The 17022-nt window shown below is 69.4% G+C and carries 16 protein-coding genes and 1 pseudogene; 9 read left to right on the top strand and 8 right to left on the bottom strand.

Annotated elements, in window-relative coordinates:
- Positions 1-34 precede the first annotated feature (34 nt).
- Together ACIRRY_RS21500 and ACIRRY_RS21495 are read right to left on the bottom strand one after the other, a co-directional pair.
- Positions 35-2431: an HAD-IC family P-type ATPase gene (locus ACIRRY_RS21500; RefSeq protein WP_403975012.1), complete on the bottom strand. Its 2397-nt coding sequence runs from the start codon at positions 2429-2431 to the stop codon at positions 35-37.
- A gap of 113 nt (positions 2432-2544) precedes the next feature.
- Positions 2545-2829 carry a DUF2530 domain-containing protein gene (locus tag ACIRRY_RS21495; RefSeq protein WP_403975010.1) on the bottom strand — a complete coding sequence of 95 codons (285 nt, stop codon included), beginning with the start codon at positions 2827-2829 and terminating at the stop codon, positions 2545-2547.
- Between the two features lie 144 nt (positions 2830-2973).
- On the opposite strand from ACIRRY_RS21495, the gene ACIRRY_RS21490 reads away from it, so the two are divergent.
- Positions 2974-4368 carry an NCS2 family permease gene (locus ACIRRY_RS21490; RefSeq protein WP_403975007.1) on the top strand — a complete coding sequence of 465 codons (1395 nt, stop codon included), beginning with the start codon at positions 2974-2976 and terminating at the stop codon, positions 4366-4368.
- Between the two features lie 10 nt (positions 4369-4378).
- Here the strand turns inward: ACIRRY_RS21490 and ACIRRY_RS21485 are convergent, their stop codons facing one another.
- Positions 4379-4570 (bottom strand): ribbon-helix-helix protein, CopG family, encoded by a 192-nt coding sequence (locus ACIRRY_RS21485; protein ID WP_403975005.1) that lies wholly within the window; start codon positions 4568-4570, stop codon positions 4379-4381.
- 153 nt (positions 4571-4723) lie between these two features.
- Here ACIRRY_RS21485 and ACIRRY_RS21480 point away from each other — a divergent pair, with 153 nt between their 5' ends.
- Entirely contained in the window at positions 4724-5161 is a 438-nt protein-coding gene (locus ACIRRY_RS21480) for a MarR family winged helix-turn-helix transcriptional regulator (RefSeq protein ID WP_403975003.1), read from the top strand.
- Between the two features lie 137 nt (positions 5162-5298).
- The gene (locus ACIRRY_RS21475; RefSeq protein ID WP_403975000.1) at positions 5299-6573 is read left to right on the top strand and encodes an MFS transporter; all 1275 of its coding nucleotides are present in this window, start codon (positions 5299-5301) and stop codon (positions 6571-6573) included.
- Positions 6574-6601: 28 nt separating this feature from the next.
- Here ACIRRY_RS21475 and ACIRRY_RS21470 read toward each other — a convergent pair whose 3' ends face one another.
- Entirely contained in the window at positions 6602-7114 is a 513-nt protein-coding gene (locus tag ACIRRY_RS21470; protein ID WP_403974998.1) for a GNAT family N-acetyltransferase, read from the bottom strand.
- Positions 7115-7140: 26 nt separating this feature from the next.
- Here ACIRRY_RS21470 and thpR point away from each other — a divergent pair, with 26 nt between their 5' ends.
- Entirely contained in the window at positions 7141-7719 is a 579-nt protein-coding gene (gene thpR / locus ACIRRY_RS21465) for an RNA 2',3'-cyclic phosphodiesterase (protein ID WP_403974995.1), read from the top strand.
- A gap of 351 nt (positions 7720-8070) precedes the next feature.
- Here thpR and ACIRRY_RS21460 read toward each other — a convergent pair whose 3' ends face one another.
- Complete coding sequence (locus ACIRRY_RS21460; RefSeq protein WP_403974992.1) at positions 8071-9063, bottom strand: aldo/keto reductase; 993 nt, start codon at positions 9061-9063, stop codon at positions 8071-8073.
- A 44-nt stretch (positions 9064-9107) separates the two neighbouring features.
- A complete protein-coding gene (locus ACIRRY_RS21455) occupies positions 9108-9695 on the bottom strand; it encodes a Uma2 family endonuclease (RefSeq protein WP_403974989.1) in 588 nt (195 codons plus the stop codon).
- Between the two features lie 148 nt (positions 9696-9843).
- Between ACIRRY_RS21455 and ACIRRY_RS21450 the strand changes: the two genes are divergently transcribed.
- Complete coding sequence (locus ACIRRY_RS21450) at positions 9844-10620, top strand: Stf0 family sulfotransferase (RefSeq protein WP_403974986.1); 777 nt, start codon at positions 9844-9846, stop codon at positions 10618-10620.
- 47 nt (positions 10621-10667) lie between these two features.
- Here the strand turns inward: ACIRRY_RS21450 and ACIRRY_RS21445 are convergent.
- Positions 10668-11336, bottom strand: a pseudogene (locus ACIRRY_RS21445) (SGNH/GDSL hydrolase family protein); the annotation flags it as partial.
- Positions 11337-11453: 117 nt separating this feature from the next.
- Here ACIRRY_RS21445 and ACIRRY_RS21440 point away from each other — a divergent pair.
- Positions 11454-12455: a WD40 repeat domain-containing protein gene (locus tag ACIRRY_RS21440; protein ID WP_403974984.1), complete on the top strand. Its 1002-nt coding sequence runs from the start codon at positions 11454-11456 to the stop codon at positions 12453-12455.
- A gap of 4 nt (positions 12456-12459) precedes the next feature.
- On the opposite strand, the gene ACIRRY_RS21435 is transcribed toward ACIRRY_RS21440, so the two are convergent.
- A complete protein-coding gene (locus ACIRRY_RS21435) occupies positions 12460-13251 on the bottom strand; it encodes a TetR/AcrR family transcriptional regulator (RefSeq protein ID WP_403974981.1) in 792 nt (263 codons plus the stop codon).
- Between the two features lie 112 nt (positions 13252-13363).
- Here ACIRRY_RS21435 and ACIRRY_RS21430 point away from each other — a divergent pair, with 112 nt between their 5' ends.
- From ACIRRY_RS21430 to ACIRRY_RS21420, 3 genes are all read left to right on the top strand, one after another.
- Positions 13364-14356 (top strand): ATP-binding cassette domain-containing protein, encoded by a 993-nt coding sequence (locus ACIRRY_RS21430; RefSeq protein WP_403974978.1) that lies wholly within the window; start codon positions 13364-13366, stop codon positions 14354-14356.
- Positions 14353-15225: an ABC transporter permease gene (locus ACIRRY_RS21425; protein WP_403974975.1), complete on the top strand. Its 873-nt coding sequence runs from the start codon at positions 14353-14355 to the stop codon at positions 15223-15225. Before ACIRRY_RS21430 ends, ACIRRY_RS21425 begins: the two co-directional genes overlap by 4 nt.
- A 197-nt stretch (positions 15226-15422) precedes the next feature.
- Positions 15423-16940 (top strand): cellulase family glycosylhydrolase, encoded by a 1518-nt coding sequence (locus tag ACIRRY_RS21420; RefSeq protein WP_403975572.1) that lies wholly within the window; start codon positions 15423-15425, stop codon positions 16938-16940.
- The last annotated feature ends 82 nt before the right edge of the window (positions 16941-17022 follow it).

Raw genomic sequence — 17022 nt, 5'->3', positions numbered from 1 at the left:
ACTGCCCTACGCCCCACCCCAGGAGTCGGTCTCCTCAGACCGAGACCCGCCGGTCGACCACCCGCCACGCCACCTCCAGCAGAACCCCCGCCACCCCCGAAATCCCCACCGCCACCCACGGCATGGTCACCCCCACCAACTTCAGCGCGAAGAAGTGCTGAAGCCACGGCACGATCAGCACGACCACGAAAGCCGCCCCCATCGAAGCCACCAGGGTGATCCGCCACCACGTGTAGGGCCGTGCGATGATCGCCAGCACCCACATCGAGATCAGGAACAGGGTCAGCGTCGCCGCACTCGTCTCCGCCCCCAACGCCCCCTTCCCCGTGTAGTAGTGACGGGCGATCAGATACGTCACGAAGGTCGCCGCCCCGGCGATCACCCCGCCCGGGATCGAGTACCGCATCACCCGCCGCACGAAGTGGGGTCGCGCACGCTCCGTGTTGGGCGCCAGCGCCAGGAAGAACGCCGGGATGCCGATCGTCAGGGTCGAGAGAAGCGTCAAGTGCCGTGGCAGGAACGGGTATTCGACCCGCCAGCACACCACCAGCACCGCCAGCAGCACCGAGTACACCGTCTTCACCAGGAACAGCGTCGCCACCCGCGTGATGTTCCCGATGACCCGACGCCCTTCCGCGACCACCGAAGGCAGCGTCGCGAAGCTGTTGTTGAGCAGCACGATCTGCGCGACCGCCCGCGTGGCCTCGGACCCCGAGCCCATGGACACCCCGATGTCCGCGTCCTTCAGGGCGAGTACGTCGTTCACGCCGTCCCCGGTCATCGCGACCGTGTGCCCGCGTGACTGCAACGCCCCCACCATGTCCCGCTTCTGCTGCGGGGTGACCCGCCCGAACACCGTGCCCTCGTCCAGGGACTTCGCCATCTCCTCCTGGTCGGCGGGGAGTTGGCGCGCGTCCACGACCTGCCCGGTGAGCCCGAGCTTCCCGGCCACCGCGCCCACGGACACCGCGTTGTCGCCGGAGATGACCTTGGCGCGCACATCCTGCTCGGCGAAGTAGCGCAGCGTCTCCGCCGCGTCGGGCCGCAACCGCTGCTCCAGGACGACGAGCGCGGTCGCCTCGGCCTCCCGCGCGACCTCGGGATCGTCCAGCTCACCCGCGACCCGGGCCAGCAACAGCACCCGTAGGCCCTGCTCGTTGAGCCGCCCGGTCTCGGCGAGCGCGGGATCGTCGGCGCCCAGCAGCACATCGGGCGCCCCGAGCAGCCACGTGCTCGACTCCCCGTCGCCCTCGCTGAAGGACGCCCCGCTGTACTTGCGCGCGGAGGAGAAGGGCAGCGACTCGACGCACCGCCACTCCTCGTTGTCCGGGTAGGCGGTGATGATCGCCTTCAGGGACGCGTTCGGCCGCGGGTCCGACTCCCCGAGCGCGCCCAGGACTTTGCGTACGTACGTCTCGTCGGCCCCGCCGAGCGGCCGCAGTTCGGTGACGTCCATGCCGCCCTCGGTGAGCGTGCCGGTCTTGTCGAGGCAGACCGTGTCGACGCGGGCTAGGCCCTCGATGGCCGGGAGTTCCTGGACGAGGCACTGTTTCCGGCCAAGCCGGATGACCCCGATCGCGAAGGCCACGGAGGTGAGGAGGACGAGCCCCTCGGGGACCATCGGCACGATCCCGCCCACGGTCCGGGCGATGGAGTCCTTGAACCCGTGCTGTTTGACGACGAGTTGGCTGATGACCAGCCCGATCGCGGTCGGGATCATCATCCACGTCACGTACTTGAGGATCGTGGAGATACCGGTCCGCAGCTCGGAGTGGACGAGCGTGAACCGGGAGGCCTCCTCGGCGAGTTGGGCGGCGTACGCCTCACGCCCCACCTTCGTCGCCTCGAACGCGCCACCGCCGGCGACCACGAAACTCCCGGACATGACCGCGTCCCCCGGCCGCTTGACGACCGGGTCCGCCTCACCGGTGAGCAGCGACTCGTCGATCTCCAGACCGTCGGCCTCGACACACTCCCCGTCGACCACGACCTTGTCACCGGGCCCGATCTCGATGAGATCCCCGAGCACGATCTCGGAGGTGCTCACCGCCAGGGCGGCCCCGTCACGCCGTACCGTCGGCTTCGACTCGCCGATCACCGCGAGGGAGTCGAGGGTCTTCTTCGCCCGCCACTCCTGGAAGACCCCGATCCCGGTGTTGGCGATGATCACGTACCCGAACAGGCTGTCCTGCACCGGCGCCACGAACAGCATGATCAGCCAGAGCACGCCGATGATCGCGTTGAACCGGGTGAAGACGTTGGCCCGCACGATCTCGCCGAGCGAGCGACTGCTGCGCACCGGGACGTCGTTGACCTCCCCGCGTGCCACCCGCTCGGCGACCCCGGCGGCCGTGAGCCCACGAGCCCGGGCGGGCGGAATGGGCACGGGGTGCACAGGATCGAGTTCGGCGCCCGCGTCGGTGTGCGTCATGCATTCGACGGTACGTGCGGATTTACGGCTTCACCCGCCGAGTGCCCGGAAGATCCGACCAGGGGAGGACGGCGGACGGGGCGGAGTGATGCCGTGGTTGTAGGGGAGCGTCGTTACTCGGCAGCAGCCGCGGGCCCTTCCGGACTCACCGCCTCCGACGCCAGCCGCTTGAGGGCGGCGTCGCGCCCCCGGACGTACCAGATACCGATCAGCCCGAGCCCCGCCCCGGCCAGGCAGGTCCACACCCACCACAGATGGCCGTGGTCGTCGAACCAGCCGTAGAAGGGGAGCTGTACCAGGAAGAGGACGAACCAGAGGATCGTGAGGCCGGTGATGGTCGGGACGATCGGGCCCTCCAGGGGCTCCGGTGCCTCGTGTGTCGGTGTCCACTTCGCCATGGCCACAGCTTACGAGGCGGTCGCAAGGCGTGGAGATCCCCACCTGGTCCACGCCGGTCTACGCGCGGAGATAGCGCCTCACGACCTCATATGTTCATACTGAAACGGTTTCCGTCTGTCCACTTCTGCTCGTAGGAACATCCAATGCAGACCGCCCTCGACCGCTACTTCAAGATCTCCGAACGGGGCAGCACGCTCCCTCGCGAGATCCGGGGCGGGTTCGCCACCTTCTTCGCGATGGCGTACATCATCGTGCTGAACCCGATCATCCTGGGCAGCGCGAAGGACATGTACGGGCACCACCTCGACAACGGCCAGCTGGTCACCGCCACCGCCGTCACCGCCGCCTTCACCACCCTCCTCATGGGTGTCATCGGCAACGTCCCGATCGCGCTCGCCGCCGGACTCGGTGTGAACTCGGTTGTCGCCCTCCAGCTCGCGCCGCGCATGTCGTGGCCGGACGCGATGGGCATGGTCGTGCTGGCCGGTCTCGTCGTGATGCTGCTGGTCGCCACCGGGCTGCGCGAGCGCGTCATGAACGCCGTCCCCTACGGCCTGCGCAAGGCGATCTCCATCGGTATCGGCCTGTTCATCATGCTGATCGGGCTCGTGGACTCCGGGTTCATCTCCCGCATCCCGGACGCCGCCCAGACCACCGTCCCGCTCCAGCTCGGCGGCGACGGTCATCTGGGCGGCTGGCCGGTGCTGATCTTCATCCTCGGCGCGCTGCTCACGCTCGGGCTGATCGTCCGCAAGGTGTCCGGCGCGATCCTGATCTCGATCGTCACGATGACCGTCCTCGCGGTGATCGTGAACGCGGTCGCGACGATCCCCTCCTGGGGCCTGACCACCCCGAAGTGGCCCGGGAACCCGGTCGCCACCCCGGACTTCGGCCTGATCGGCAAGTTCAGCCTGTTCGGCGGCTTCGGCAAGGTCGGCGTGCTGACCGGCATCCTCTTCGTCTTCACGGTCCTGCTGTCGTGCTTCTTCGACGCGATGGGCACGATCATGGGCATCAGCGACGAGGCCAAGCTGACCGACGGCGAGGGCAACATGCCCGGCATCAACAAGGTGCTCTTCGTCGACGGCATCGCGGTCGCGGCAGGCGGCGCCAGCTCCTCGTCCGCCACCACCTGCTTCGTGGAGTCCACGGCCGGTGTCGGCGAGGGCGCCCGCACCGGCTTCGCGAACGTCGTCACGGGCGCGCTCTTCGCCGTAGCGCTGTTCCTCACGCCGATCGCCACGATGGTCCCGTCCCAGGCGGCCACCCCCGCGCTGCTCGCGGTGGGCTTCCTGATCCTGGCGGGCTCCGTCAAGGAGATCGACTGGGCCGACCACACGATCGCGATCCCGGCCTTCATCACGATGGTGATGATGCCGTTCACCTACTCGATCACGAACGGCATCGGCATGGGCTTCATCACGTTCGTGGTGCTGCGTCTGGTGGCGGGCCGGGGCCGGGAGGTCCCGGTGCCGATGTACGTCGTGGCGGCGGTGTTCGGGTTCTACTACCTGATGCCGGCGCTGGGCCTGACCTGAGCCTCGGGGGTCACGTGACCCCGTTGACCCCGTAGAACTTCTCGGTCTCGTCGACCGCGGTCTTGAACCGCTCGTCGAAGTCGTCCCGGATGAGCGTCTGGACCACATAGTCCTGGACGCTCATTCCCCTTTTGGCCGCATGGTGTCGGAGCCGTTCGAGCAGCTCCCCGTCTATCCGCAGGCTGAGCACGCTGGTCCCCATACAGACGAGGGTCCGGGGCGGTTCCGGGCGGTGGGTGACGTTCCGCGCCGGTATCACTCATACGGGTGACGGAAGGGTTCAGTGGCCAGTGTCACGGGCATCCCGGCGTGTCCCATTGGTCTTTAGCGAGAGTAATGAGTTACGCTAAAGAACATGCCGGACCTTACCCATGGCGACGACGCTGCCGCTGTGAACTCCCTGCGGTCAGCCGTGATGCGGTTGTCCCGTCGACTCAAGCACCAGCGGGTCGACGAGTCACTGAGCCCCACCGAGATGTCGGTGCTGGGCACCCTGTCCAACTGCGGCAGCGCGACCCCTGGCGAGCTCGCTCGCAAGGAGCATGTGCAGCCGCCCTCGATGACCCGCATCGTGGCGCTGCTGGAGGCCAAGGGCCTGGTCCAGCTGGAGCCGCACCCCGAGGACCGGCGCCAGAAGGTCGTCACCAAGACCTCCCAGGCCGAGGCGATGCTCGAAGAGAGCCGCCGCAAGCGCAACGCGTTCCTGGCCGGCCTGGTCGACGGCCTCGACGAGGACGAGTGGGCGAAGATCGTCGCCGCCGCCCCCGTGCTGGAGAAACTCGCACACCTGTAAGCGGGCCCCCACGCCCGCTTCCGCACGCTCTATGTAGGAGGCGACTTTTTTTGAGTCCGGGACCCGGAGCAGACTCCGCCCCCGCGCCAGCCACCCCCGACTCCCCGCCCGCACCTGATGCCCCCGCCAAGTCCTCGATGTTCAGCTCGCTGAAGATCCGGAACTACCGCCTGTTCTTCATCGGCCAGGTCGTCTCCAACACCGGCACCTGGATGCAGCGCATCGCCCAGGACTGGCTGGTCCTCAGCCTCACCGGCTCCTCCGCCGCCGTAGGCATCACGACGGCCCTCCAGTTCCTGCCGATGCTGCTCTTCGGGCTCTACGGCGGTGTCCTCGTCGACCGGCTGCCCAAGCGCCCCACCCTCCTCGTCACGCAGTCCGCGATGGCCCTCACCGGCCTCGCCCTCGCCGTCCTCACCCTCTCCGGCCACGTCCAGGTCTGGCACGTCTACGTCGCCGCCTTCGCCGTCGGCCTCGCCACGGTCGTCGACAACCCGGCCCGCCAGTCCTTCGTCTCCGAGATGGTCGGCCCGGAGCAGCTCCAGAACGCGGTCAGTCTGAACTCGGCGAACTTCCAGTCCGCCCGCCTGGTCGGCCCCGCCGTCGCGGGCGTCATGATCACCGGCGTCGGCACCGGCTGGGCGTTCCTCTTCAACGGCCTCTCGTTCGTGGCGCCCCTGGCGAGCCTGCTCCTCATGCGCAACCGCGACCTGAAGGCCGTGGCGAAGCGCGCGCCACGCGGCAAGGGCCAGCTCCGCGAAGGCCTGCAGTACGTCGCCGGCCGCCCCGACCTGATCTGGCCGATCGTCCTCGTCGGCTTCATCGGCACCTTCGGCTTCAACTTCCCGGTGTGGCTGTCGGCCTACGCGGACGACATCTTCCACGCGGGCGCCGGCGCCTACAGCCTCTTCAACACGCTGATGGCGGTCGGCTCCCTGATCGGCGCCCTGCTCGCCGCCCGCCGGGGCACCACCCGCCTCCGCGTACTGATCGCGGCGGCGGCGGCCTTCGGCCTGCTGGAGGTCGTGGCCGCGGTGGCGCCCTCCTACTGGCTCTTCGCCCTGCTCATGATCCCGATCGGCATCGCCGGCCTGACGGTCAACGTCACGGCCAACACCGCCGTCCAGATGGGCACCGACCCGGCCATGCGCGGCCGGGTCATGGCCCTGTTCATGATGGTCTTCATGGGTGGTACGCCGGTGGGCGCACCGATCGTCGGCTGGATCACCGACGCCTACGGCCCCCGGGTGAGCTTCGCCCTGGGCGGCGTCATCGCGGCCGCCGCCGCGGCCACGATCGGCCTGGTCCTGGCACGCATGGGCGACCTGCGCCTGTCGTTCGGCTGGAACCACGGCCACCCGAGCGTGGCCTTCGTCCCACGCGAGCGGGAGCAACTGGCCACGGCGGCCTGAGAGTTGTGCGGTCCGACTGGCTCGGGGGTCACACCCTCCGGGCCAGTACCTGTCCCGGCCACTCGTCATCCCCGACGGTGAACGCCTCGGTCGCCGTGAACCCGTTGCCCTCGTAGTAGGCGACGAGCTTGCGGTCGTCCCCCGCGTAACAGTCCACCCGCAGCAGGGAGATGCCGGCCCGCCGCGTCACCTCCGCCGCGTGCGCGAGCAGCGCGCTGCCGACGCCGTAGCCCTTGAACCGGCGGTCGGAGGCGAGCATGTGGACATACCGCTCGGGCTCGTCGACGGCCTCGATGTACGACCCGGGGGAGTCGGTGAGGGTGAGCGTGCCGGCCGGAACACCGTCGACCTCGGCGATGTATGGGGTGCCGGTCGCCACATACCGCTCGACCATCGCCACGGCCTTCGGGTTCTCCGACCACGGTGTGCTGCCCCACTGCCCGGTCCGCCCCCGCGCGACGAGCCACGCCACGGCGCTGTCGAGCATGCCGAGTATCGCGGGGATGTCCTCGGGGCCGCCGTCCCTGATGCTGATAGCCATGCCTTCATAGTGGCAGGCTGAGGCTCATGAGACTGTTCGCCGCCGTGCTGCCCCCGGCGGACGTCGCCGCCGAACTCGCCACTACGGTGGCCGAGTTGAGAACCCACCCGACCGCGGACGCGCTCCGCTGGACCGGCCGCCCCGGTTGGCCCCACGGCGGAGCCGTTGATTGGCACTACACCCTCGCGTTCTACGGCGAGGTCGACGAGGACGCCGTGCCGCGACTGTCGGCCCGCCTGGAGCAGACGGCGCACCGGACCGAACCCTTCGGGCTGTCGGTGCGCGGTGGTGGGCAGTTCGGGGAGGGGCGGGCGTTGTGGGCGGGGGCGGCGGGTGATCTCGCCGCGCTGCGGGTGCTCGCGGAGGGCTGCGAGGAGGCGGTGACGGGGGAGCACCGGCGCTACCGCGCGCATCTGACCCTGGCGCGGAGCCGGGACGCGGTGGACGTACGGCCGTATCTGGACCGCCTCGACGGCTTCGCGGGCCGGACGTGGACGGTGGACGAGCTGGTACTGGTCCGGAGCGACCTGCCGAGGTCCGGGGTGCCGGGGGAGCAGCCGCGATACGAGGCGGTCGCCCGCTGGGGGTTGGGGGCGGGCGGTTAGGCTCGGGTACGTGGACCCGAAATTCCGGAACCGGATCATGGCCGGTGCGCTCGTGCTGTTGTTCGTTGTCGTGGGGCTTGCTTCGGCGCTCGGTAAGTGAGGGCTGGGGAACTGCGGGTCGCTGTTCGGCTGCGGGCCGAGTGCGGCTGGTCGCGCCCACGCGGCGGAGCCGCATATGTCACAGCCCCGCGCCCCTGAAGGGGCGCTGTCCTCACGGCGTTACCAGGCGAAGGCCTCGGGGCTGAGGGACGACGTTCGGCTCCGCCGGGCGGGAGCTGGTCGCGCCCGGCGGAGCCGCACATGTCACAGCTCCGCGCCCCTAAAAGACAAGGGGCGCTCGCCCTTAGCCTGCTACCAGGCGAAGGCCTCCGGCGACGGCCCCGGGCCCGGGAAGATCTCGTCCAGCGAGGTGAGGACTTCCTCGCTCAACTCCAGCTCTACGGCGCGCAGCGCGGAGTCGAGTTGCTCCGCCGTGCGCGGGCCGACGATCGGGCCGGTGATGCCCGGGCGGGTCAGCAGCCAGGCCAGGGCGGCCTCGCCGGGTTCGATGCCGTGCTTGTCGAGGAGGTCCTCGTACGCCTGGATCTGGGCGCGTGAGCTCGGGTTGGCGAGGGTGTCCGCGGCCCGGCCGCTCGCCCGGCGCCCGCCCGAGATCTCCTTCCTGATGACCCCGCCGAGGAGTCCGCCCTGGAGCGGGGACCAGGGGATGACCCCGAGGCCGTACTCCTGCGCGGCCGGGATGACCTCCATCTCGGCGCGGCGCTCGGCGAGGTTGTAGAGGCACTGCTCGCTCACGAGGCCGATGGTGCCGCCGCGGCGGGCCGCGATCTCGTTCGCCTGGGCGATCTTGTAACCGGGGAAGTTCGAGGAACCGACGTAGAGGATCTTGCCCTGCTGGATGAGGGTGTCGATCGCCTGCCAGATCTCCTCGAAGGGGGTGGCACGGTCGATGTGGTGGAACTGGTAGACGTCGATGTAGTCCGTCTGGAGCCGCTTGAGGCTGGCGTCCACGGCGCGCCGGATGTTCACGGCGGAGAGCTTGTCGTGGTTGGGCCAGGAGTCGCCCTCGGCGGCCATGTTGCCGTAGACCTTGGTGGCGAGGACCACCTTGTCGCGGTTCTCGGCACCCTTGGCGAACCAGTTCCCGATGATCTCCTCGGTACGGCCCTTGTTCTCGCCCCAGCCGTACACATTGGCGGTGTCGAAGTAGTTGATACCGGCGTCCAGCGCCGCGTCCATGATCGCGTGACTGTCCGCCTCGTCGGTCTGCGGACCGAAGTTCATCGTCCCGAGGACGAGCCGGCTGACCTTGAGTCCCGTGCGTCCGAGCTGCGTGTACTTCATGAGTACCTAGCCAACGACTTCGAGTGCGCTCTATGCAAGGGGCGTCAGTCGCGGGGGAAGTCGGCAGTGGTGAAGGTGAGGCCGACCACGGTGTCGGTGAGATCCATGTCGTCCCCGAACGCCACCTTCGTCTCGGTCGCGTAGTCGTCGCCCTTGGGGTGGGTGTAGATGTGGCAGCGGCCCTGGTACGGGTCGGCGATGACGTAGACGGGGACCTCGGCGAGGGCGTACGCGGCCTTCTTCGGGCCGTAGTCGTTGGCGGCCGTGCCCTTGGAGATGACCTCGGCGACGAACTCCACGTCCTGGTGGCGCCAGCCCCCGCCCTCCGTCTTCTCGGCCCCCTCGGTCATCACCGTCACGTCGGTCGCGAATCCGTTGAGGTGACCCGGGTAGTCGATACGGACGTCGGACTTCACGCGCTTCCGGGGGTACTTGGTCCGTAGCTGCTCGTAGATATCCGCGATGATCTCCCAGTGGGTATCCCGCTGTGGCGACATGAAGACGGTCCCCTCGACGATCTCGACCTTGTATCCCTCGGGGGCGGGCATCTTCTCGATCCGCTCGAACCACTCGTCGAGCGTGATCTCGTCGTCGCTCTTGGCCATCGCGATCCTGTCTTCGAGGACGGTCATCGTGGCGCTCCTCCCCGGCCGCCCTCCACACAAGTGCAGCCGCGCGGTACAACGATACGCACGGTGACCGGGATACGTAGTGATCACGCCATCGTCGCCGTCGTTATCCGGTTGCCGCCCTCCACCGCCACCCCCGACCCTGTTCCCCGTGACCCAGCAGACGGACACGGACACCTACTTCATCTGCGCCACCCCCCGAACCGGCAGCTCCCTCCTCCTGGGCCTCCTCGACTCCACCGGGGTCGCCGGACACCCCCAGGCCTACTTCCGATCGCCGGACGAGGTGGCCTGGGCCGAGCGCTGGGGAATCGCCCGCACATCCCAACACGCCCTGGACTACGGCGAATTCGTGCGAGCCGCGCTCGCGGCGGGCCGTACCGCCAACGGCGTCTTCGGAGCGAAGCTCATGTGGGGCACCCACGCCGAACTCACAACTCGCCTCGCCGACCTGCACCCTGACCTCGCCGCAGACGAACTCGGCCTGCTGGAGCGGGAGTTCGGCAGACGGATTCGCTTCGTGCACCTGTACCGGGACGACCCCCTCGCCCAAGCCGTCTCATGGCTGCGAGCCGAGCAGACCGGCGTGTGGTTCATCGGTGGGAAGGGCGAGATCGGCGGAGGCCGGCCCGGCCCCGCCGACGCCCAGCCCTCCTACGACCGTGACGCCATCACCCGCATCATCCGCACGATCGACGAGCACAACGCAGGCTGGGAGCGATGGTTCGACGCCTACGGCATCCACCCGCACCGTATCCGCTACGAGGACCTCTCCGCCGATCCGGAAGCCGTCACCCTCCGCCTCCTCGACCACCTCGGTGTCGCGCTCCCCGCCGGAAGCCCCATCACCCCCAGTCATCAGCGCCAGGCCGACCGCCTCAACGAGGAGTGGGCCGCCCGGTTCCGGCTGCCGCCCCCCGTCCAGTGATCGTCAGGCGCGGTGGACGAGGAGTCCGAGCCGCCCGTGCCGTCCTCGTCGTACTCCCCACCCACCCCCCACGCCTGATGCATCGCCCCCGCGAACGCCCCCGCGATCTTGTGCTCGCCGGCCGCGTTCGGGTGGGTGCCGTCGTACGTGTCGTGGGTGACGTTGTACGACGACGGGAGGGAGGCCAGAAGGAGCGGGGAGCGCGGGGCGTCGAGGTCGGCGACCGCCTTCGCCTGGAGTTCGTTGAAGAGGGCGACCTCGGTGGCGAAGGGGGCGTCCGTCTGGGCGCGGACGTTCGGGATCACCGGCAGGAACACCATGCGGACGGACGGCTTCGCGGCGCGGGCCTCCGTCACGAAGGACCGCAGGTTGTCGGCGGTCTGCGTCGCGTTCGTGTAGAAGCCCAGGTCGATCAGGCCGAGGGAGACGAGGAGGGTGTCCGCCCGGTGCGCGCGGACCGCCTCACCGATCAGCGGGACCATGTGCAGCCAGCCCTCGCCCCAGCCCGCGAGGTGGAAGTGCGGGAAGTCGGGGTCGGCGTACTCGTACGACGTGGGCGTGTCCGTCGCCTTGTCGTACAGCGTCTCGCGCGGGCCGACCACGGTGAACGGGCCGCCGTAGGTCGCGCGCAGGTGCTGCCACATCCGGTAACGCCATGTGTGTTCGCCCGCGCTCCCGATCGTCATGGAGTCGCCTACGGGCATGAACCTGAGCATCCGCTCATGATGGACGATCAGCGGCCGATCACCGGAACCGGGGGGATGTGAGGCCCACCACGCCCGCCCGGTCGGGGCACTCCCGTGCCGCACCGCCGGGGATGGCAGGCTTGGGGCATGCGTCGCTTCCTCGCGTTCCTCGGCGCCGGCTTTCTCGTCGGCGCGCTCGCCCTGCCCGCAGCCGCAGCACCCTCCGACGACGGTGACGGCAAGGGCGACAAGGGGTTCACGATCACCGACTCCCGGATCACCGAGTCCAGCGGGCTCGCCGCCTCGCACCTCCACCCCGGCATCTACTGGACGCACAACGACAGCAACGACGGCCCGTACATCTACGCCGTCGACAGCGGCACGGGGAAGACCGTCGCCACGGTCACCTTCAGCGGGGTGGGCAAGCCGCGTGACGTCGAGGCCATCTCCATCGGGCCGGACAACGAGATCTACATCGGCGACATCGGCGACAACCTCGACGGGACCTGGCCGTACGTCTGGATCTACAAGCTGCCCGAGCCGAAGGTGCTCAAGAACCAGACGATCAAGGCGACGCAGTACGTCGTGAAGTACTCGGACGGGGCGCGCAACGCCGAGTCGCTGATCGTGCACCCGAAGACCGGGCGCGTATACATCATCGACAAGAAGGAGGACGGCGGGCATCTCTTCGAGGGCCCGGCGAAGCTCTCCACCTCCGGCACCAACTACTTCAAGCCCGTCGCGGTCGTCGACCTCTGGGCCACCGACGCCGCCTTCTCGCCCAACGGCCGACAGCTCGCCGTACGCGGCTACTTCGGCGGTGTCTACTACGACTGGAACGGCGGGAAGATCAAGCGCGAGGGGCGCCTCGACGTGCCGTTGCAGGGACAGGGGGAGTCCGTCAGCTACTCCGCCGACGGGACCAAGCTGATGTACGGCAGTGAGGGCACCGACAGTCCGGTGCAGGCCGAGGACGCGCCCGACGGGGCCACGTCGTCCTCGTCCAAGTCGCCCTCGGGGAGCGGGAGTTCGGCGAGCGGTGACGACGGCGGCAGCGGCACGGGGAGCACGGTGAAGGTGGGCGCCGTCGCCGTCGTGATCGTCCTCGGGGCCCTGTTCGGGCTACGGCGCCTCACGCGTCGCAACTGAGGTCTCAAGCGAACTCGCTTGCCCCGCCCCGCTGTTGGACGACGACCTCCAGCCCGTCCAGGATGCGCCCGAGCCCGAACTCGAAGTGGTCGAAGCCGGCGGTGAACGTGTCGGCGGACAGTGACGCGAGGGTCGGGTACGCGCCGGTCGCCATGGCCTTCTCCAGCGCCGGGACCTGGGCGCCGTAGAACTCCGCGTCGGTGAGGCCGGTGGAGCGGGCCGCCTCCTCCTGGTGGACCTGGGTGCGGGCGGCGCCGACGACATAGCCGTCGATCATGACGACCGTCGAGACGAGTTCCGGGTCGGTCAGGCCCATCGGGCGGATGCGGGCGAGCAGGTGCTCCAGGGTGGCGAGGGCGCGGGGGCCGAGCAGCGGGCGGGACTGGTTGACGCGCAGCAGCCAGGGGTGGCGGCGGTGGACGGCGAGGGCGTCGCGGGCGGCGGTCTCCAGGGCCGTACGCCAACTGCCGCCGCCCTCCACGTCGTTGAGGCGGTCCGGGAAGCGGACGCGGTCCAGCATGAGGTCGAGGAGTTCGGCCTTCCCCGGCACGTACCGGTACAACGACATGGCGCCCGTGCCCAGTTCGGTGGCCACGCGCCGCATGGAGACCGCGTCGAGCCCCTCCTCGTCCGCGATACGGATGGCCGCGTCCACGATCCGGTCGACGCTCAGGCCCGGTTTCGGGCCGCGGCTCGGCCGGGGGCCGGTGTCCCACAGCAGTTCGAGGGTGCGGCCGATGTCACCACTGCCGCTGGATTCCGCCGAGTTGGCGGGCCTGCTCGTCGTGCTCGTCATGCGGGGGAGTCTAGGTCGCGGGGCGAAAACCGAGTACACCGTACGCGCCATCGGATACGGTGCACGCAGTTCGCGTTGTCTGGAACGCTCGGTACGGGAGGGAGGGGTCCGCGTGAGCGACGGGTACGTCGTGGAGGCCGAGGCGCTGGAGAAGCGCTACGGCGACAAACGCGCCCTCGACGGCTTCGACCTGGCCGTGCGCGAGGGCACCGTGCACGGGCTGCTCGGCCCGAACGGCGCCGGCAAGACCACCGCCGTACGCATCCTCTCCACGCTCGTCCGGCTCGACGGCGGCCGGGCGACCGTCGCCGGTCTCGACGTGGCCCGCCAGCCCCGCCAGGTCCGCACCCGGATCGGGCTCACCGGCCAGTACGCGGCGATCGACGAGATCCTCACCGGCCGGCAGAACCTGGAGATGTTCGGCCGCCTCTTCCATCTCGGCCGCAAGCGGGCCAAGTTGAGGGCGGCCCAACTCCTGCGCCAGTTTGACCTGGAGGCCGCCGCCGACAAGGGCGCGGGCGGCTACAGCGGTGGCATGCGCCGCCGGCTGGACCTCGCGGCGTCGATGATCCTGGCCCCGGCCGTCCTCTTCCTCGACGAACCGACCACCGGCCTCGACCCGCGCAGCCGGGGCGAAGTCTGGGAATCGGTACGGCAGTTGGTGGCGGACGGCACCACGGTCCTCCTCACCACCCAGTACCTGGAGGAGGCCGACCGGCTGGCCTCCCGCATCACCGTCATCGACCAGGGCCGGGCCATCGCCGACGACACCCTCGACGGCCTCAAGAACCGCGTCGGCGGCGACCGCGTGGAGGTCGTGGTGCGCGAGCCGGCCCACATCCCGTACGCGCTCCAGGCGGTCGCCCGGGTCGCCCACGGCGGCCAACCCGAGGCCGACATGGGCGAGTTGAGAGTCCACGCACCGGTGGTCGACAGAGTCGGCTCCCTGACCGAGGTGGCCCGCTACCTCCAGCACTACGGCATCCCGGTCGAGGACATCGGCCTGCGCCGCCCCAGCCTGGACGACGTGTTCCTACGGCTGACGGGCCGCCGTACGGAGGAAGAACCGGCGCCGGAAACGGAGATCGAGGGGGCGGCGGTATGAGCGGCGGCGCGACGACGGCGGACGGCACCGGGCGGACGTACCGCAGACGCCCCCAACACGGCCGTGTCTTCTGGACGATCGCGGACTGCTGGAACGTGGTCCGCCGCGGCCTGACCCACTACCGTCGCCAACCCGTCAGCATCCTCTGGCAGTTGGGCTTCCCGATCCTGTCCGTGCTGCTGTACGGGTACGTCTTCGGCAAGGCGATGCGGGTGCCGGGCGGCGGCGACTACAAGGCGTTCCTGATGCCGGGCATGTTCGTGATGACGGTGGCCATGGGCTTCGTCTCGACAGCGACGATCTTCGTGAACGACGCGAAGAAGGGCGTCATCGACCGGTTCCGTTCCATGCCGATGGCGCCGTCGGCGGTGGTCGCGGGGCGCGGCGCGACCGATCTCGTCGTCGCCTGCGCGGAGTTGGGCATCATGATGGCCACGGCCTACGGCATGGGCTGGCGCCCGGAGTTCGGCGAGGGCCCCTTCCCGGGCTCGGTGCTCGGCTTCGCGAAGGCGGTCGTACTCCTCCTCTCCCTTCGCTTCGCGCTCATCTGGGTGGGCGTCTGGCTGGGGTTGCTGCTCCCGGGCCCCGAGCAGGTGGGCGGCCTCTTCGCGATCGTCTTCCCACTGACGATGATCTCCAGCATCTACGTCTCCCCGCAGCAGATGCCCCATTGGCTGGGCCAGGCGGCCCTCTGGAACCCGCTCTCCTCCACGGCCGGCGCGACCCGGGCGCTCTTCGGCGCACCGACGGGTCAGGGGGCGTCGTGGCCGGAGCAGCACGCGTTGCTGTTGGCGGGGGTGTGGCCGGCGGCGTTGACGTTGGTGTTCCTGCCGTTGGCTGTGCGGAGGTTCCGCAGGCTCAGCCGCTAGGCGGTCCGGTCGGCCGAGTCGGCCGAGTCGGCCAAGTCGGTCCGGTCGGTCCAGTCGGGTCGAGCCGAGTCGGATCCTGCCCGTCCATTGGCTTGACGTGTCCACGCGATGTGGCTTCCATGGAGACACCGGGTAGTGGGAGCGCTCCCATCCGTTCCGGACCCGCGCCTCCCGAGAGGAAGCAGCGAGTGCCCTCCATGTTCCTGCTCCGCAGATTCAGAAGCTGGCTGTGCGTCGCCGTCGCGGTACTTCTGCTGCCGTTGGCCGGAGTTCACACGGCGCGTGCCGCCGACGCGCCCGGCGCCGGCTACTGGCACACCAGCGGTCGGCAGATCCTCGACGCGGCCGGGCAGCCGGTCCGGATCGCCGGCGTCAACTGGTTCGGCTTCGAGACCGCCAACTACGTGGTCCACGGCCTCTGGTCACGCGACTACAAAAGCATGATCGACCAGATGAGGTCGCTGGGCTACAACACGATCCGGCTGCCCTACAGCGACGACATCTTCAAGACGTCGACCGTCCCCAACAGCATCGACTTCTCCAGCGGCAAGAACGCCGACCTCCAGGGCCTCAACTCCCTCCAGATCATGGACAGGATCGTGGCCTACGCCGGTCAGGACGGCCTGAAGGTCATCCTCGACCGGCATCGCCCGGACGCGGGCGGGCAGTCGGCCCTCTGGTACACGGCGGCCGTACCGGAGTCGACGTGGATCGCCAACCTCCGCTCGCTGGCGGCCCGTTACGCGGGCCAGTCGACGGTCATCGGCATCGACCTCCACAACGAGCCGCACGATCCGGCGTGTTGGGGCTGCGGGGACATCTCCGTCGACTGGCGGCTCGCGGCGGAACGCGCGGGCGACGCCGTGCTGTCGGTCAACCCGGACCTGCTGATCTTCGTCGAGGGCGTGCAGACGTACGCCGGTGTCTCGGGCTGGTGGGGCGGCAACCTGATGGGCGCGGGCCAGTATCCGGTGGAGTTGAGCGTGCCGGGGCGGGTCGTCTACTCCGCGCACGACTACGCCACGAGCGTGGCCCAGCAGAGCTGGTTCAGCGATCCGACCTTCCCGGCCAACATGCCCGCGGTGTGGGACAAGTACTGGGGCTACCTCTTCCGGCAGAATCTCGCGCCCGTGTGGGTGGGGGAGTTCGGCACGACGCTGGCGTCGACGGTGGACCAGAAGTGGCTCGCGGCGCTGGTGGGTTACCTCCGCCCGACCTCGACGTACGGCGCCGACAGCTTCTCCTGGACCTTCTGGTCGTGGAATCCCAACTCCGGTGACACGGGCGGAATCCTGAAGGACGACTGGCTGACCGTGGACACGGTGAAGGACGGCTATCTGGCCGGAGTGAAGGCACCGCTGTTCCCGAGCACGGGAACGGGCACGGGTGGCGGAACGGGCGGCGGTGGCAGTACCGCGTCCTGCGCGGCGGCCTACACCGTCACCAGCGACTGGGGCAGCGGTTTCAACGCGGCCGTGACGGTGACGAACACGGGGGCGTCCGCACTCAAGTCCTGGCAGGTGAAGTGGACTTGGGGAGGCACCCAGCAGATCACGAACATGTGGAACGCGACGTACACACAGAGCGGGGCGAGCGTGACCGCGGTGAACGCGGATCACAACGGGAGTGTGGGGGCGGGGGCTTCGGCCGGCTTCGGGTTCGGAGGTGCGCCGGGGGGCGGGGCTGTGCCGAGTGTGACCTGTACGGCGATGTGAGAGAGGGAACGGGGGTGGCCGTGCGGCTCGGCGTGTGTTCTCGCAGCCGTGGGCGGTAACGGCGCCGAGGCCGCTGAACGGC

This window comes from Streptomyces sp. NPDC101776, assembly GCF_044766845.1.
In the GTDB taxonomy this organism is placed as follows: domain Bacteria; phylum Actinomycetota; class Actinomycetes; order Streptomycetales; family Streptomycetaceae; genus Streptomyces.
This window is presented reverse-complemented; position numbering and strand designations above follow the sequence as displayed.

What these genes read in the sequence shown, in the direction of transcription:
- thpR (WP_403974995.1), top strand. Translation starts at nt 7,141, where the DNA reads ATGAGACTGTTCGCCGCCGTGCTGCCCCCGGCGGACGTCGCCGCCGAA.
- ACIRRY_RS21500 (WP_403975012.1), bottom strand. Translation starts at nt 2,431, where the DNA reads ATGACGCACACCGACGCGGGCGCCGAACTCGATCCTGTGCACCCCGTG.
- ACIRRY_RS21455 (WP_403974989.1), bottom strand. Translation starts at nt 9,695, where the DNA reads ATGACCGTCCTCGAAGACAGGATCGCGATGGCCAAGAGCGACGACGAG.
- ACIRRY_RS21475 (WP_403975000.1), top strand. Translation starts at nt 5,299, where the DNA reads ATGTTCAGCTCGCTGAAGATCCGGAACTACCGCCTGTTCTTCATCGGC.
- ACIRRY_RS21435 (WP_403974981.1), bottom strand. Translation starts at nt 13,251, where the DNA reads ATGACGAGCACGACGAGCAGGCCCGCCAACTCGGCGGAATCCAGCGGC.
- ACIRRY_RS21485 (WP_403975005.1), bottom strand. Translation starts at nt 4,570, where the DNA reads ATGGGGACCAGCGTGCTCAGCCTGCGGATAGACGGGGAGCTGCTCGAA.
- ACIRRY_RS21425 (WP_403974975.1), top strand. Translation starts at nt 14,353, where the DNA reads ATGAGCGGCGGCGCGACGACGGCGGACGGCACCGGGCGGACGTACCGC.
- ACIRRY_RS21470 (WP_403974998.1), bottom strand. Translation starts at nt 7,114, where the DNA reads ATGGCTATCAGCATCAGGGACGGCGGCCCCGAGGACATCCCCGCGATA.
- ACIRRY_RS21490 (WP_403975007.1), top strand. Translation starts at nt 2,974, where the DNA reads ATGCAGACCGCCCTCGACCGCTACTTCAAGATCTCCGAACGGGGCAGC.
- ACIRRY_RS21440 (WP_403974984.1), top strand. Translation starts at nt 11,454, where the DNA reads ATGCGTCGCTTCCTCGCGTTCCTCGGCGCCGGCTTTCTCGTCGGCGCG.
- ACIRRY_RS21480 (WP_403975003.1), top strand. Translation starts at nt 4,724, where the DNA reads ATGCCGGACCTTACCCATGGCGACGACGCTGCCGCTGTGAACTCCCTG.
- ACIRRY_RS21460 (WP_403974992.1), bottom strand. Translation starts at nt 9,063, where the DNA reads ATGAAGTACACGCAGCTCGGACGCACGGGACTCAAGGTCAGCCGGCTC.
- ACIRRY_RS21495 (WP_403975010.1), bottom strand. Translation starts at nt 2,829, where the DNA reads ATGGCGAAGTGGACACCGACACACGAGGCACCGGAGCCCCTGGAGGGC.
- ACIRRY_RS21420 (WP_403975572.1), top strand. Translation starts at nt 15,423, where the DNA reads ATGTTCCTGCTCCGCAGATTCAGAAGCTGGCTGTGCGTCGCCGTCGCG.